The 15,042-nt window shown below is 41.9% G+C and carries 16 protein-coding genes; 2 read left to right on the top strand and 14 right to left on the bottom strand.

Annotation, left to right across the window (positions count from 1 at the left end; genetic code table 11):
• Positions 1 to 7: 7 nt before the first annotated feature.
• From B7709_RS03520 to B7709_RS03510, 3 genes are read right to left on the bottom strand one after another with little or no spacing between them, the layout of a single operon-like run.
• Positions 8 to 643, bottom strand: a complete 636-nt coding sequence (locus B7709_RS03520) for an SGNH/GDSL hydrolase family protein (RefSeq protein WP_084971695.1) — start codon at positions 641 to 643, stop codon at positions 8 to 10.
• A 1-nt stretch (position 644) separates the two neighbouring features.
• A complete protein-coding gene (locus B7709_RS03515) occupies positions 645 to 1,472 on the bottom strand; it encodes an HAD family hydrolase (protein ID WP_084971693.1) in 828 nt (275 codons plus the stop codon).
• 23 nt (positions 1,473 to 1,495) lie between these two features.
• Entirely contained in the window at positions 1,496 to 2,803 is a 1,308-nt protein-coding gene (locus B7709_RS03510; protein ID WP_084971691.1) for a CapA family protein, read from the bottom strand.
• A gap of 155 nt (positions 2,804 to 2,958) precedes the next feature.
• On the opposite strand from B7709_RS03510, the gene def reads away from it, so the two are divergent.
• Entirely contained in the window at positions 2,959 to 3,570 is a 612-nt protein-coding gene (gene def, locus B7709_RS03505; RefSeq protein ID WP_084971689.1) for a peptide deformylase, read from the top strand.
• An 89-nt stretch (positions 3,571 to 3,659) separates the two neighbouring features.
• On the opposite strand, the gene B7709_RS03500 is transcribed toward def, so the two are convergent.
• The 10 genes from B7709_RS03500 to B7709_RS03455 form a co-directional block, all read right to left on the bottom strand.
• Entirely contained in the window at positions 3,660 to 4,418 is a 759-nt protein-coding gene (locus tag B7709_RS03500; protein WP_084971687.1) for a CPBP family intramembrane glutamic endopeptidase, read from the bottom strand.
• Positions 4,419 to 4,562: 144 nt separating this feature from the next.
• Positions 4,563 to 5,474: a DMT family transporter gene (locus B7709_RS03495; RefSeq protein WP_061453419.1), complete on the bottom strand. Its 912-nt coding sequence runs from the start codon at positions 5,472 to 5,474 to the stop codon at positions 4,563 to 4,565.
• A gap of 9 nt (positions 5,475 to 5,483) precedes the next feature.
• Positions 5,484 to 6,419 (bottom strand): serine hydrolase domain-containing protein, encoded by a 936-nt coding sequence (locus B7709_RS03490; RefSeq protein WP_084971685.1) that lies wholly within the window; start codon positions 6,417 to 6,419, stop codon positions 5,484 to 5,486.
• The gene (locus B7709_RS03485; protein WP_084971683.1) at positions 6,416 to 7,141 is read right to left on the bottom strand and encodes a CppA N-terminal domain-containing protein; all 726 of its coding nucleotides are present in this window, start codon (positions 7,139 to 7,141) and stop codon (positions 6,416 to 6,418) included. The genes B7709_RS03490 and B7709_RS03485 overlap by 4 nt, the downstream gene beginning before the upstream one ends.
• A gap of 123 nt (positions 7,142 to 7,264) precedes the next feature.
• Positions 7,265 to 8,134, bottom strand: a complete 870-nt coding sequence (gene gla, locus B7709_RS03480; RefSeq protein WP_049477633.1) for an aquaglyceroporin Gla — start codon at positions 8,132 to 8,134, stop codon at positions 7,265 to 7,267.
• 157 nt (positions 8,135 to 8,291) lie between these two features.
• On the bottom strand, positions 8,292 to 9,458 hold the full coding sequence (locus B7709_RS03475; RefSeq protein WP_084971681.1) for an ATP-grasp domain-containing protein: 1,167 nt from the start codon (positions 9,456 to 9,458) through the stop codon (positions 8,292 to 8,294).
• A 12-nt stretch (positions 9,459 to 9,470) separates the two neighbouring features.
• A complete protein-coding gene (locus B7709_RS03470) occupies positions 9,471 to 10,211 on the bottom strand; it encodes an esterase family protein (RefSeq protein WP_084971679.1) in 741 nt (246 codons plus the stop codon).
• Positions 10,212 to 10,231: 20 nt separating this feature from the next.
• Complete coding sequence (locus B7709_RS03465; RefSeq protein WP_084971677.1) at positions 10,232 to 11,056, bottom strand: alpha/beta hydrolase; 825 nt, start codon at positions 11,054 to 11,056, stop codon at positions 10,232 to 10,234.
• Between the two features lie 136 nt (positions 11,057 to 11,192).
• Positions 11,193 to 12,407, bottom strand: a complete 1,215-nt coding sequence (gene thiI, locus B7709_RS03460) for a tRNA uracil 4-sulfurtransferase ThiI (RefSeq protein WP_084971675.1) — start codon at positions 12,405 to 12,407, stop codon at positions 11,193 to 11,195.
• 11 nt (positions 12,408 to 12,418) lie between these two features.
• Positions 12,419 to 13,561, bottom strand: a complete 1,143-nt coding sequence (locus tag B7709_RS03455) for a cysteine desulfurase family protein (RefSeq protein ID WP_084971673.1) — start codon at positions 13,559 to 13,561, stop codon at positions 12,419 to 12,421.
• Positions 13,562 to 13,699: 138 nt separating this feature from the next.
• Here B7709_RS03455 and B7709_RS03450 point away from each other — a divergent pair, with 138 nt between their 5' ends.
• Positions 13,700 to 14,107 carry a DUF6556 family protein gene (locus tag B7709_RS03450; RefSeq protein WP_084971671.1) on the top strand — a complete coding sequence of 136 codons (408 nt, stop codon included), beginning with the start codon at positions 13,700 to 13,702 and terminating at the stop codon, positions 14,105 to 14,107.
• A gap of 137 nt (positions 14,108 to 14,244) precedes the next feature.
• Here the strand turns inward: B7709_RS03450 and B7709_RS10250 are convergent.
• A partial coding sequence (locus B7709_RS10250) for an SIALI-17 repeat-containing surface protein (protein ID WP_239822496.1) occupies positions 14,245 to 15,042 on the bottom strand: 798 nt, incomplete at its 5' end.

Genomic DNA, 15,042 nt, shown 5'->3' with positions numbered 1-15,042 from the left:
CTATTCTTTAGAAAAGATACATTTTCAAAGCATCTGATAGGGCTTGATAACCTGCTACACTTAGATGGAGACCATCCGTTGTATAGGCTGATTTAAGTTGTCCCTCTGTATCTGTCAAACTATCATAAATCGGTACAAAGTCTACTTGCATATAGGCGGAGGCTAGAGCCTCATAGGCCTGATTCCATTTTCTAATCTTTTCATTGGTACGAATATATACTGTCTGCTTGTATTCTTCTCCTTCATTGACCGGCAGAACCGAAAGGAGCTTTATTTGTGACAGTGGATAATCTCGGTTAAGCGATTGAATCACACCTTCAAGATTATCCAAAGCATCATTCATAGGAATATCTTTTCCGATATCGTTTGTCCCAATTAAGAGAACAATTTGATCGACAGCATCACCATAAAGATGGGCATCAAGGTTATCTAGTAACAGTCCTGTCTGGTAGCCTCGGATGCCACGATTGACGATCGTTTTTGCAGTCCCAAGTAACTCTTGAAGAGGGTAATACTCAACTATCGAATCACCAATAAAGATGATATCTGGCTCTAGGACAGAGATTTGATTCAATTCACGATACTTGGTTTGAATCTTCTCCTGCTCTTTTAGGAGCCAATTTTCTAATAACTGTACTGCCACCTTATCCCTCTTTCTCTAACCAATTTTCTAGAACCTGATAAACACCAGCCTGGCTGTTAGCTGGTGCTAGAGCAGTCGCAACTGCCTTGGCCTCATCATCTGCATTTTCCATCGCATAGGCAATACCAGCCATCTCCAACATCTCGACATCATTTTCGCTATCACCAAAAGCCATGATCTGTTCCGATGTCAAATTCCAGCGCTTGAGTAATTCTTCCAATCCCCAAGCCTTGTGAACACCAGCTTGCAGGATATCAATACAGCCATAACCGCTAGAAACAGCCCTTACACGACCATCAAAGATGTCATTGATTTCCTGCAAAACAGAACTAGAACGTTTCTCTCCAACGACCATACTCATCTTTAGTACTCCTCCAAAGAGGTCTGAGTTTAGCTCATCCACAAAATTGGTCCTTTGGTAAAGTTTTTCAATCATCTCTGGAGTCATAAATTTTTCTAGGTCTGTAAAAACAGTTCCTTCCTTGACAAAACTCCCATTCATACTGGTGACGACGAACTGATCTCGACACTCTCTTCCTTTAAAATGAAGGAGAGCCTTGTCAACCATAGCATCATCCCAGGTCTGAGCCTGAAGTAAGGTATCGTACTCAAATATCCGAGCACCGTTAGCAACAATCAGGACTACTCGACTCGCCAAATGTTTAAGCAATTGTCTCATCCGATGGACTTCATTTCCTGTCGCAATGACAAAACGGATACCTCGTTCATCTAATTGGTCTAAAATCTTTTCTAAACGTGGTAAGTCCAGCTGGCCTCTTGGATCCAGCAAGGTCCCATCCATATCTGTTGCAATCAATTTAATCGTCATCTCGTCTCCTTTAGGGCGAGTTTCTACCACTTCAACCCTACATGTTCATTCATTTCTTTATAAGCTGTGTCAATTCGTTCCTTGGTCGCCTCATCCAACTTGTCACGGTGACCCCCCCCCTCAATGAAGTCCTCTAGGATATAGGTCTGATAGAGGAAGAGCGGATAGCCTTCTGGTGAATAAGTTCCTTTTGGAGTTCGATTGACCCAAGTCGGATGCGCTTTGGCAGTTTCAATCCTTGTTTTTCCATCTTTTTTCTTAATGGTCACATCCATGAGAACACCGCGCTCTGTCCACTTGGCATTTTCCTCATCTTGCATGGTTTCAATGCGCTGGTTTGAGAGGAAATTTCCCATGGAATAGATAATCAGTTTTTTGTCACCATCTTTTTCAACCGTTTCGGCAGGTTCAACGACATGAGGATGCCCTCCAAAGATAATATCAGCTCCCCAGTCCACCATCTTATGATAAAGTGTTTTTTGTTCTTCCGTCGGTTCTAGCTGGTACTCAATTCCCATCTGAGGCATAACAACAGTGATATCCGCTTCTTTCTCTGCACGCTCGATTTCCGCCTTCATCTTTTCTTCGTCTAAGTCAGAAAGATAGCGATTATAGTCCTCTTGAGAAATATACTGCTCAATGCCATTAAAGCCATAGGAATAGGCCAAGAGAGCTACCTTGATACCGTTGACTTCCTTGATAACAAGGGGAGACTCGTCCCGTGGTTTCTTTGTGTAAACTCCGATAGGCGTCATCCCTGCCTTTTCAATAGCCTCTGCCGTTGAAACAACTCCCTCTATCTGAGAATCGAGGATATGATTGTGGGCCAAGTCTAAAACCTGATAGCCTGCCTCCTTAATCGCATCCATTACCTCACCAGGTGCATTAAAAAGAGGATAACCTGCCAAATAGTGATCCTTGTTCACAGTTCCTTCAAAATCACCAATCACCAAATCCGCTTGCTTGAGCCAGGGCTTCACATACTCAAAATTTTCATGAAAATCATAGGTCCCACCTTCTTTTAGAGCTGTTCGGTAGATAGGGATATGATAGAGAAGGTCACCATTTGCCATGATACGGGCTGTCTTTTCATCAGAATCATTTTCCTTGAATTGACTAGAAGTACTTGCAGAATCAACTGGATTCGTTCCCTTGTTGCCTTGTACTGCTCGAACTAACAAGTTCAGCCCCATGGACAAGGCAACTGCCAGCAACAACACTGTAATAAACTGGGCATTGGTCCAAGATTTATATCTCCTAAAGAAACTAATACTAGCCTTCAACAATCCATAAAGAGGACCATGAGGCCGTCTATTTTGTCGCTTTTCCATCTTTATTCCCCCCTTGCTTTTACTGCAAGTCTTTTCTTTTATTATACCACAGACAAAAGGGGAATAGCGTTTATTATATTATTTTTTAGGAACTTCTACGACTTTCTTTCTAACCTATTTTGTGTTATCATGTAGAGGTAATGAAAGGAGAGAAAATGTCTGCTATAGAACGTATTACAAAAGCTGCTCATTTGATTGATATGAAAGATATTATCCGCGAGGGGAATCCGACTCTTCGCGCAGTTGCTGAGGAGGTCACTTTCCCACTATCTGATCAGGAAATCATCCTAGGTGAAAAAATGATGCAATTCCTCAAACATTCTCAGGATCCTGTTATGGCTGAGAAAATGGGACTCCGTGGTGGTGTTGGACTTGCCGCTCCTCAGTTAGATATCTCAAAACGCGTTATCGCTGTTTTAGTGCCAAATATTGTGGAAGAAGGTGAAACTCCACAGGAAGCCTACGATTTACAAGCTATTATGTACAATCCAAAAATCGTCTCTCACTCTGTTCAGGACGCCGCCCTCGGTGAAGGAGAAGGGTGCCTATCTGTCGACCGTGTAGTTCCAGGCTACGTAGTCCGCCATGCTCGCGTTACAGTTGACTACTTTGATAAGGACGGCGAAAAACATCGTATCAAGCTCAAAGGCTACAACTCCATCGTTGTCCAACATGAAATTGATCATCTAAACGGAATCATGTTTTACGATCGTATCAATGAGAAAGATCCGTTTGCTGTTAAAGATGGTTTACTAATTCTGGAATAAAGAAAATCCCGTTGCAATGTACTGCCCCCAAAAAGTTAGACAGAAGAATCTTACTTTTGTGGTGCGGTACATTGAACGGAGTTTTTTTCTCATGCTCCCCACGCAATCAAGAGATACATGAGGCTAGAACCAAACATATCTGCTAGAGCATGCATGAGGAAAAATGGCAAGAGATTTTTGAATTTATACTTGTATAAGAAGTAATAGAATAAGCCATAAACGACACCAATAACCAGTGCCCACACCAGTCCTTGATAAGTGTGAAAAGAAATCCGAATGATGGTAGAATAAAGCAAAACCCACCACTTGTGCTTTTCTTTCACTGAAGTCAATAATCCTAGAAAGAAAAACTCTTCATAGAAGCCATTTAGCAAGGCATAGGCAATTGCCATCGGACTAAGCGCTAGGAATTTCCGTATAATTTCCATGGGATCTATGTGGGCAAAAAGAGCTGGATTTAAGTAATTGTATTCACCAGTTAGTGTCGTCACCAGGTCTCCAAACAATCCCACAATGGCAAATATAAAAGGAACCCAAAAGAGAAGGGACCAGGTCCAACGAATGGGAAGTTGTTTGAAGTCATAATTTCGAATCAAAAGGTAAAGAAAGGTCAAGGTCAGAAGTATCACTTGCAAGGTGAAGTTGCTCGAATAGCCTACTCCCTCGCCGACAGTATTACTTACCGTATCCATTGTAGTTGACAGACCTGTCGGAAACATACTTGCTAAAAAGAGCTCCGTTGACCGAATGATAAACTGGCCAAACATTAGAACTGTAATAATCAGAATATCAAACCATCTCAAGTAGCGCAGGGGCTTAGTTGGGTGAATGCTTTGTAAAATTTTCATATCTCCTCCTTCTAGCAGTTAAAGATTGGTTTATTGTAAGAAAAGAAACTTAAAATTTTATAAAATTCCACTCCCATTCCTTATCCGCAATCAGTATTTCGATAGGATATTCAAACCAGCCACTTTTTACGAGTAACTCGTTTCTCATTCAACCTTCCGTTTATTTTCTAGCAACAAATCTTTCAAAGAAATGATAGTGACTGCAAGCAAAATCATGGCCATACCAACAAAATCAATCGCATAGAATTGCTCCTTCATAATCAGAAAGGCAAAGAAAACAGCTGAGATTGGCTCTATAGAAGCCAATAAACTAGACTTAACAGGTCCTATTAGACTGGCTCCTTTTAAGAAAGCTGTGTAGGCAAAGACCGTTCCGATGATGATAATGCCAGCAAATGCAAAGAGAAAATCCAAACTGGTCGGTATACTGGCCCTCAAAACTCCTGTGAAAGGAAGAGCCACCACACCAGAAATAACCATGCCCACACCAATCACCAAGATACTTCCCCATTTCTTAATCAAAGCGATAGGAAGGATAATATAGAGGGCATAGGTCAAGGCAGAAAAGAGTCCCCAGAAAAGACCAGCAGGTGTGACCGACAACTGGTCAAGTTCCCCATGCGTTGCAATAAGAAAAGTTCCTCCAATTGCTAAACCAATTGAAATAATCTCTGCCAGAGTCGGTGCTACCTTGTCCTTGATACAGGTATAAATCAAGATCCCAACAGGACATACATACTGGAGAACCGTCGCCGTTCCAGCATTGGTCTCCTGAATGGCAGAAAGATAGGCAAACTGGTTTAAGAAAAGTCCAAACAAGGCAAATAACAAGAGAGAGAAAAGGTTTTTTCTGTCTTTTAAAAAAGCAAGGAGTTTATCCTTTGCGGTCGCATAAGTTAAAAATACCAGGACCAATCCTGCAATAATGAGCCGCAGATTGGTCAAGACTAGAGCGGAAATTCCGTGTGCCATCAGGTATTGGCCACTAGTTCCAGACAAGCCCCAAGCAATGCCTGCAACTACTGTAAAGAGAGTTCCTTTTACGGTTTTTGACATACTTTCCCTCTACCTTTCACTACGAATCATATCCATGACTTGGTTTCGATCAACTATCCACTGAGCGCGTTCATCCTTCTCATACGTTCGATTGGATAAAAAGATAGCAGCTTCCTGTTTCTTTCGATTCCACATGATGAAGGTACCCGTATAGCCCGTATGGTCAAGCCAGGCTCCTTCTAGATTCCAGGCTAGCGAACGCTCCTTATCATCTAAGGGAGAAAAATTTCGGCTTAAGTTTTCAGCAAAATCGTCTTTCAAGTAATGTTCCAGAAAGATTTGCAAATCCTTAATAGTTGAAAATAAACCTGCACTTCCAGCATGTTTTCCCAAAAGACGAGCTTTGGGATCGTGAATACTGCCTGCCTCTACTCCCCTCACTGTCGGTACAGCAAGCTCAACAGGGCCAAACATGGTTCCCTTCATCCCCCATGGGTTCAAAACTTGTTCTTTTATAATCTGATCCAAGTCTTGTTCAAAGATTTTCTCCAAAAGAAAGCCCAAGAGTAAAAAATGAACATCCGAGTATAGAAAAGCAGGCTGACTACGTCTATTCAGATGAAACATGGCCTCTCTTAATGCCTCAGCACCTAACTGGTCCCTATTGGGAATAAAAGGGTCCAAGTCTGTTGCGTGGGTCAAGAGTTGACGAATAGAAATATCTGGGTAATCACATTCAGGAAAAAAATCCGTCACTGGTCGATCAATATCTAATTTCCCCTGTTGCCACAAGAAGGTCAAGGCTGTCCCTACTCCCACAACCTTACTAACACTGGCTAGGTCATAAACTAACCCTGACTCTGTTTTTAATCCTTTCTCAGGATCACTCAAGCCTAGGTAGGATTCTCTCCATTCTCCGTCCTTAAAATACGCAAAAGAGGCCCCGGGATAGATCCCTGCCTCGATTTGTTCTTCTATTTTTCTTAGAATTTTTGTCCACTTCATGCTTCTTCAAACCACAATTCGATGTTATTCGTATCTTTACCAAGGAAGAATTTTTCAGACTTTGGAATAAAATAGTCTGTGCCTTCAAATTTCTGACGAAGACTAGTTAAATCTAGATTCTTTACCAAAAATTTCAGCATAGACAAGTCCCAAGTAACATTGTTTTCAACAGCCAAATCTGGCCCTTCCCCTTGAGTAAATGTGATAACTGTACCCACTTTTTCAGGAGCAAGTATACTCTCCGTCCCCTCAGGTAAGCGCAACTCCATAGAAATCTCAAATTGACTCAAATATCTTATACTTGTATTTGAAGAAAATTCAGGAACAGTTTCCAGTGGAACCAAATCTTTAATATGATTTTCCGCATGAACAAGAATCACATCCTGTTCAGGAGAAACAATCTCAAAAGCATAACCACGACTTCCTTTAAATAGGCGAGGAAGAGACTTCATCTGTGAAAGAAGACCCTCGATTTCAGATGGATCCTTCACCTTGACGACTAGTCTGGCTAGTTTTTTTAGCCCTTCAACTTTCCGAGTACGCATACTTGGAGCCTCTTCCAGTATCAACTTTTCAACACCTGTTTGGTCACCAAGTGAGAGGAAGGCTGATTCTTCTAATAAGGGCTTCATCCCTAAGGTTTCAATATAAAATCGTTCATTTAATTTTCGGTTATTGACCTTCAAAGTCGGAATAATTTGTATCATTTGATTTCCATTCATAACTTCCTCCAACTCTCTTTATTTTAAAGGATTTTAAGATTTTTTACAAGCTATTCCACTTAAATTCCAGAATTTTTTACAAAAATTTCCGGTAAAAAAACTGGGGTTCCCCAGTTTCATTTCTTATAGGTAAAGTAGTTTGAATAGTGCTACTGCTGCAATACCTGCTGCAATTGGAGCTACAACTGGAACCCATGCATACCACCATTTTGAATCACCCTTGTGTTGACCAAGAACTGATTTTGGAAGGAGTTCGTGAAGAAGACGTGGTCCAAAGTCACGAGCTGGGTTCAAACCAGGTCCAGTAGGTCCACCAAGTGAAGTTACCAAGGCCATCACTAGGAAACCAAGTGCCAAGTGTGCAACTGAGATCCCAGCAGCTGTATGTGGAGCTACTTGAGCTTTCACTGCCAATTCACTTAAATCAACAGTTTGTCCAGCTTGAGTAGCCATTTGTTTCATGTATTGAAGAACCTCAGCACCGAAGAAGTTTTTAGTCAAACCAAGTGCTGCAAAGAAAAGAACAAATGAACCTACAAACTCATTGAGGAAGCCGTTAACAGTAGCTGCAAAACGTGATTCTTTTGTACCGTGGTCGATGCTTGAAATTGTTGAGAAGGTACCCAAGATATTGTTTGGGTTTTCTGTTTTCAAGTAGTAAGGACGGTGAGTCGCTACAACCAAAGCTTGACCGAAGATTGCTCCCAAAACTTGCGCTAGAATGTAAAATGGTACTTGATCCCAAGAGAAAAGTCCGCTAACAGCAAGTCCAAGAGTGAAAGCTGGGTTGATGTGGTTACCAGAAACGTTACCGAACATCAAGGCTGGGATCATAACCCCCATACCATAACCAACAGCGATAACGAGCCAGCCACTTTGGTGACCTTTCGTACCTTTAAGTTCAACGTTAGCAACTGCACCATTACCAAGAATGATCAAAATAGCAGTTCCCAAGAATTCTGTGGCATATTTAATAGCCCATGTAAAATCCATTTGATAGATTCTCCTTAAATTTTTTTAGACAATCCTTATTCTATCAATTTTTAGGCCTTTTAGCAATATCTTTTCTAAAAGAATCTATGGAAAACGCTTTATTTAACCTATGTTTAAGAAAAGGACAAAAGAAGTCAAACTCCTTTCATCCTTTTCATTAATCTTGACGTTGACCAAAGTCTGCAATCATCTGCTCCATCTCTTGACGGCTTGGAGTTGTTAGCATATAAAGGTAATCCCCTTGTAGCTCTGCAAAAGCTGCTGGCATAATTTTTTTGACCTTGAATTGTTGGCTATACTTAGTAAGCAAGTCTTCTTCTGAATACACATAGTTGACATTGGCACGACGTGAAGTTGCCAAGCAATACTGGGGCTCAAACTCTGATCTTGGAAACTCTTCTCCTGCTACAATAGCCGCATAACCACGATAGAGGTCCAAGGAGTGAGCAAAGTTATAAACATCAATGGTAAAGCCACCCGCAGGACGGTTATTGTACTCAATGACGATATAGTCGTCCCCTTCACGGAAGAACTCAATATGGAAAAAACGTTCTTTCATACCAAATTCCTTGACAATGGCCTCACCATACTTGCGCAGTTTGGGGTCCATATCCTTGAGGACATAGTAGGAATTGTCCATCTTATAAATCATCAGATCAAGTGGTGTATAGGCATAGTCAAAAGTTGTTGAGAAGACAATCTGACCATCCTTATCCACTAGTCCATCAAAGGTACAGATTTCGCTGGAAGTGACAAATTTCTCAAAGAAATAAACGGTTGAACGGTCCCATTCTTGCTTGAAGTGATTGATATCGTCTTCTGTCTCAAGCTTAAAGGTGGCTGCTGCTCCCACTCCATTATCAGGTTTAGCAATCATTGGTAGGCCAATCGTCTCAACTGCTTGGTCGACATCTGCTTCTGTCTGGATAACAGCTCCAGGTACCACAGGGACACCTGCTTTTTTGAAAAGTTTCTTCATCTCAGACTTAAACTTGGTTTTTTTGAGATCCTCTGGTTTGGCACCAAAGACATTGAATTGTTCTCTAAGTGTTGCGTCCAACTCAAGCCAGTATTCATTGTGGGACTCAATGCGGTCGATAGGACCATGCTTGTAGAAAAGAAAAGCTACTGCACGCTTGACTTCATCTATATTCTCAAGATTGTCTACACGGAAATACTCGGTCAGGCTATTACGCAAAGGCTCATCCAGTTGCTCGTAAGGTTCTTGACCAATCCCCAAAACTGTGATACCTTTATTGGCTAGTTCAATAGTAAACTGTTGAAAGTTTTGTGGATAGTAGGGAGAAATAACAAGGTAATTCATAGGCAACTCCTTTTATAGATACAGGTGTCCAAGAAAATAGGGCATTTGTTTACGCCACCATTCCCAGTCATGGGCGACATCGTGTCCCCATTCCGCAAACCAGGCTGGAATTTGTTTCTGGTCAAAGGCTTCTTTGAGCTTGTAGAAGGATGGCAGACCATCTTGTTCCCAAGCACCAAGACCCGTACAGACGACAATCTCCGCCTGACGGTAACGATCGATAAACCAGCCGTCATTCTGATTCCAAATATAATCTACTGGCGAGTTCTGGTAAATAGCATCATCATTGTAGTAATCACCGACAAAGAAACGTGCGTCGTAAACACCACTGAGAGCAATCACCTTGGTAAAGACATCCGGATGCTGGAGGAAGAAATTGAGTGCATGGTAGGCCCCCATGGAGCAACCTGTCGTCATCATACCGTCAAACCAACCTGTCTTATGCTTGATAAAAGGAATGGCCTCCTCAATCACATAGCGTTCGTAGGCACGGTGCATCTCTGCTTGGTCATGACCATTTTTCCAAGTGGCTAACCAGCTCTCACTGTCAACACTGGATAGGGTAAAGAACTGAACACGACCTTCTTCGATAAAGGAAGCACAGGCATCAATCATGCCAAAATCATAGTATTCATTGTGACTGCCACCAGATGAAGCAAAAACCACGACTGGAATCCCAGCGTGTCCATAACGGTTGAGATACATTTCACGGTTGAGGTGGCCACTCCAGTGGCTAAGATGTTCAATATGCATTGGCTTTCTCCTTTCCTAAGTTACCATTTCTCTGCAAAAAAACGAAGACAGTCTGGTAAATTTTCCGACCAAGGGATCTCACTATGGATAGCACCAGACTGAACTTTCAAAACAAGATTATCCAAGTGTACTCCTCCTGCAATCAAATCATGGTAATAGCGAAGTGATGAGTCGATATAGGCTTGCTTGATATTGCCAGCCATCAAGGTCTTGTCTGTATCATCTGCTTCTTCCGTTCCAACATAGATGAAAATACGCTGATCAGGCGACAGTTTCTTGCGCTCGATATAGCGGTTAAAGGCTTCTTGGTGGAGCCAGTTAGCAGATGAGAAGACACCTAGACAACCAATTCGGTCTTGGTACTCTAATCCGATAAACTGGGTAATATTGCCTCCTAGTGACGAACCAATCATAGCCGTATGCTGCCGATCAGCTTTGGTTCGGTAGGTCTCATCGATAAAAGGCTTGACCACTTCCATGACAAACTCAGCATACTCCACGCCCTTACCGCCAAACTGCTGGCCTGGGATAGGAGATTCTTGGAACTTCCAAGCCGCATACTCATTCATCCGTCCCATTCCATCATTGTCAATAGCAACAACAATCATGCGACTGATGTCTGGGTTTCGCTTAATAGCTGGGATTATCTTCCAAGAGTGTCCAATATAGGATTCCTTGCTGTAAAAGACATTTTGCCCGTCATGAAAATAGACAACAGGGTAAAAACGGTCTGTGTCTTTCTCGTAATCCTTAGGCAGAAGAACACGCACACGACGCTCTTTTCCTGTATAAGGAACCTTGAGTTTGTGTTCTTTCATTTTTAAGTAAAAGTAGGAATGATTCATTGTCAGAAAACTCTCTATATTCAAAATTTTATCTCATTATACCATAAAAATAGAAAAAAAGTCAGTAAATGTCCATTTTAAGGATAAATAACTAACTTTTTCATATATACTTTCTGAATTCTTCTGGTTTTTCTGATTAGAGGAGATTATCAATCAAGTTATCGACTTCATCTTTTTCAGCTTGAGGTGTGATCTTAGTAATCATAATCCCTGCCACTGCCCGCTCAACCAAACCTTCAACATCCATCCGTTTTTCATACTGCTCAGCATTTTCTATCTTAGGATTGGTCTTAGGACGGTCAGGCGCAAAAATAGTACAGCAGTCCTCAAAAGGCTGGATAGAAATTTCAAAGGTATCAATTTCCTGAGCGATGTCAATGATTTCCAACTTGTCCATAGTAACCACAGGGCGAATGATAGGAGTGTTGGTCACAGCGTTGATAGCCTGCATGCTTTCCAAAGTCTGGCTTGCCACCTGACCAAGACTTTCCCCATTGATAATGACCAGACCCTTTCTCACTTCACGGATACGGTCGGTAATCCGCATCATAAAACGACGCGTCAAGGTCATGAGATAGGCTTCTGGCGCCTTGGCCTTGATTTCCTCTTGAATTTCAGTGAAAGGCACTTCGATAAATTGGATATTGCCACCAAACTTGGTCAATTTGCGGGTCAAGTCCTGGGCTTTCTTGAGGGCACCAGGACTAGTATATGGTGGACTAGCAAAGTGAACCACCTCAATATCTACCCCACGTTTAAGGGCAAGATAACCTGCTACAGGTGAGTCAATCCCACCTGACAACATGAGCATCCCCTTACCAGAAGTTCCCACTGGCAAACCACCTGCTCCACGAATGGTTTCATAGGAAAGATAGGCTGCTTCCTCACGGATCTCCACTTGAAGAGTGATATCAGGGTTTTTCATTTGGGCTTGAATAGTAGGAATAGCTTCAAAAACAGCTCCACCAAGGATTTGGTTGAGTTCACGACTGTCGAGTTCAAAGTTGTGGTCGCTACGCTTACTAGAAATCTTAAAGGTCATGCCTTCCTTGTAGATGTCTTTCATAATCTCTTGGACGGTAGCTTTGAGAGTTTCAACAGACTTTTCAACCTTATATACTGGAGAAAAGTTTTGAATCCCAAAGACTTGTTTAAGTGATGTTGCTACTGCTGTATAATCCGCTCCGTTAAGATAAGCATGGGCACGGTCGCGATCAGCGGTTACCTTAACTTGGGGATAGATGGACAAAACGTCCGAAATGTTATTGCGAAGTTTATTGATGAAACGCATACGATTTTTTCCCTTGGTTGAAAGCTCTCCGTAGCGAATCATAATTTCTGAATACTGCATGAATGCTCCTATCATCTTACTTTTCTAGTTTGATTGTAAATTAATTTTAGCTTGGTCAAAAACTGCTCAACCTGACTCATATCATTTTCCAGGTCTAGACTGAGGCGTACAGCTGACTGGGCCTTATCCTTGTCCACTCCCATAGCAATCAAGGTACCCGCAGGTTTTCCTGCTTTGGACGAACAAGCAGAGGTCGTTGAGATGAAAATATCATAGTCTTCAAAGGCGTGAACGATAACTTCTCCACGAACACCCTTAATCCCAAAAGTCAGGATATGAGGAGCAAAGCCTTTCTCATCTGAAAAGACAAAAATATCTGGATAGTTCAGAAGGGCTTGACGAATGACTGATTTCATCTGTCCTGTCTTGCTGGTAAAGAGATCCAGCTTTTCCATAGACAAACGGAGAGCCTTGGCAGTTGCGGCAATCCCTGCAACATTTTCGGTTGTCGAACGATAGTCTCCCTCTTGACCACCACCAGTTAAAAGAGGCGTAATCTTCTTACCAGACTTGATATAGACAAAACCAACACCTCTGAGACCGTGGAACTTATGACTCGAGAAGGTCGCAAAATCCACACGATCCGTCAGATACTTTTCAGTTGGAATTTTAGCAAGTGCTTGAACTGCATCAACGTGAAAGGAAATGGTTGGTTTATCAGCTAAAAGTTCTGAAATAGCTTGAATAGGCTGGATAGAGCCGATTTCATTGTTAACTGCCATAATCGAAACGAGGGTCGTATCTGATCGAATCAAACTTGCTAGAGCCTTGACATCTACAAATCCCTTCTCATCAACTGGGGCAATATCCACCTCAAAACCTTGACTTTTCAGCCAGAGGGCTGACTCTTTGACTGCTGGATGCTCAATAGCTGATACGATGATGTGCTTGCCAAAATGGGCTTTTTCAAAGGCTACACCCTTGATGACCCAGTTATCCCCTTCTGTTCCACCAGAGGTAAAGAAAATTTCATCACTCTTCTTTCCAATCAAATCTGCAATTTGCTGCCGGGAAGCATCTAAAACTCGTGTTGCCTGGTCTCCCAAACGATGGAGGCTGGATGGGTTTCCTAGAATTTTCGAAGCGACCTGAGTATAAGTTTCTAGTGCTTCAGGATAAGGCTTGGTTGTCGCCGAATTATCAAAGTAGATCATGTTTTCTCACGCTTTCTAAAATCACTCCCTCTATTGTATCACGAAAAGAGACCTGCGACAAGAAAGGGCAATTCCTCTTTTTTTTAAGATTTTTTTAAAGAAATGAGGTATAATAAATCATAATCAAAGGAGAGTATCATGTCTAACTATCGTCGAACTTCAAAACCAAAAACTGAACACATCAAAAAGGGATTTACGGTCTTTCAAAAAACGATTGCTACCATCGGTAGTATCCTTGGTCTGATCACCGCAACTATCACCATCATGAACGCAATGGATAAAAATAAAAAAGAGGAGCCAACCACTCCTCAACAAACGACAGTCATTAGAGAAATTCAAAAAGAGGCTCCTACAGATACAAATAGCCCTACGCAAAAACAAACTCCAAACCAAGATGCACCTCAAAAAGAAGAAACCCAACCTTCTAGTAGTAAAGAGGAGAAAACAAAAGAGGACGGTACAAGCAAAATTGAACAAAAAGACACTTCCTCATCAAATGGCCCAACAAGTGAGACTGGGACAACTGCAAGTAATGGTGGCTCCTAAACTCAAACATTTACCAGCACTTAGAGCTGGTTTTTTCGTATCATAGAAAAAATCAGGAACAGACGTTCCTGATTTTTTTGTAGTTATTTAGGATAAATGATTTTACAAAAATCATCTGTCCAAAGGAATTTTATCGTTTAGTTTCTCTTTCTGTTTCTGATGAAAGCAGCTGAGAAAATTAAAGCTAGACCACCTAACAAAGCTAGAGCAGTTGGGTTTTGTTCCCCTGTAGCTGGAAGTTGTCCCTTCTCTTCAACAGCAACCGTTTGAGGTTTTTGCTCTTCTTCTTGGTTATTAGAAGCAGAAGGATTTACATTCTCATCAACAGCTGTAGGAGTATCATTGCTTGCTGCCTTATAGACGATAGCGTAAGCGGTCAAGTCTGCTGTTGTAAATTCAAGTTTATCATCTTGGATAGTGTAAGCGAGTTCTTGCAAGTTCTTGCTTGGAGTAATAGCATAAAGTGCCTCCACTTCCCCTGAAACTGGCAATCTAACAAGAAGATTACCGTTTGATTTAACCACTTGTCCTTTTTGGTTCTTAAGTTGAAGGTTATATACATCATACTTCTTACCGGACAAATTCTTGTTAGTCTCTGAATTACTTTCTACTTGATCAACATCCGCTAGTTCCTGACTTTTTCCGATAATTTCAATATTTCCGGTCTTATCTACTACTGCTTTCAACGGATCCACTGTAGGAGCCGCTTCTGTTCCTGCCGTGCCTAGTGGGCCTGTATACTCTGGAAGTTCCACTGTAGGAGTCGCTTCTGTTCCTGCTGTGCCTAGTGGGCCTGTATACTCTGGAAGTTCCACTGTAGGTGGTGCTTCTGTTCCTGCCGTGCCTAGTGGGCCTGTATACTCTGGAAGTTCCACTGTAGGAGTCGCTTCTGTTCCTGCTGTGCCTAGTGGGCCTGTGTACTCTGGAAGTTCCAC

Source organism: Streptococcus oralis subsp. dentisani, assembly GCF_002096335.1.
Lineage (GTDB): Bacteria > Bacillota > Bacilli > Lactobacillales > Streptococcaceae > Streptococcus > Streptococcus oralis_Z.
The sequence above is the reverse complement of the archived record's forward strand: the minus strand, read 5'-3'. Positions and strand labels throughout refer to the sequence as shown.

What these genes read in the sequence shown, in the direction of transcription:
- B7709_RS03500 (WP_084971687.1), bottom strand. Translation starts at nt 4,418, where the DNA reads ATGAAAATTTTACAAAGCATTCACCCAACTAAGCCCCTGCGCTACTTG.
- B7709_RS03470 (WP_084971679.1), bottom strand. Translation starts at nt 10,211, where the DNA reads ATGCATATTGAACATCTTAGCCACTGGAGTGGCCACCTCAACCGTGAA.
- B7709_RS03450 (WP_084971671.1), top strand. Translation starts at nt 13,700, where the DNA reads ATGTCTAACTATCGTCGAACTTCAAAACCAAAAACTGAACACATCAAA.
- B7709_RS03495 (WP_061453419.1), bottom strand. Translation starts at nt 5,474, where the DNA reads ATGTCAAAAACCGTAAAAGGAACTCTCTTTACAGTAGTTGCAGGCATT.
- B7709_RS03490 (WP_084971685.1), bottom strand. Translation starts at nt 6,419, where the DNA reads ATGAAGTGGACAAAAATTCTAAGAAAAATAGAAGAACAAATCGAGGCA.
- B7709_RS03465 (WP_084971677.1), bottom strand. Translation starts at nt 11,056, where the DNA reads ATGAATCATTCCTACTTTTACTTAAAAATGAAAGAACACAAACTCAAG.
- B7709_RS03515 (WP_084971693.1), bottom strand. Translation starts at nt 1,472, where the DNA reads ATGACGATTAAATTGATTGCAACAGATATGGATGGGACCTTGCTGGAT.
- gla (WP_049477633.1), bottom strand. Translation starts at nt 8,134, where the DNA reads ATGGATTTTACATGGGCTATTAAATATGCCACAGAATTCTTGGGAACT.
- B7709_RS03455 (WP_084971673.1), bottom strand. Translation starts at nt 13,561, where the DNA reads ATGATCTACTTTGATAATTCGGCGACAACCAAGCCTTATCCTGAAGCA.
- B7709_RS03510 (WP_084971691.1), bottom strand. Translation starts at nt 2,803, where the DNA reads ATGGAAAAGCGACAAAATAGACGGCCTCATGGTCCTCTTTATGGATTG.
- def (WP_084971689.1), top strand. Translation starts at nt 2,959, where the DNA reads ATGTCTGCTATAGAACGTATTACAAAAGCTGCTCATTTGATTGATATG.
- B7709_RS03485 (WP_084971683.1), bottom strand. Translation starts at nt 7,141, where the DNA reads ATGAATGGAAATCAAATGATACAAATTATTCCGACTTTGAAGGTCAAT.
- thiI (WP_084971675.1), bottom strand. Translation starts at nt 12,407, where the DNA reads ATGCAGTATTCAGAAATTATGATTCGCTACGGAGAGCTTTCAACCAAG.
- B7709_RS03475 (WP_084971681.1), bottom strand. Translation starts at nt 9,458, where the DNA reads ATGAATTACCTTGTTATTTCTCCCTACTATCCACAAAACTTTCAACAG.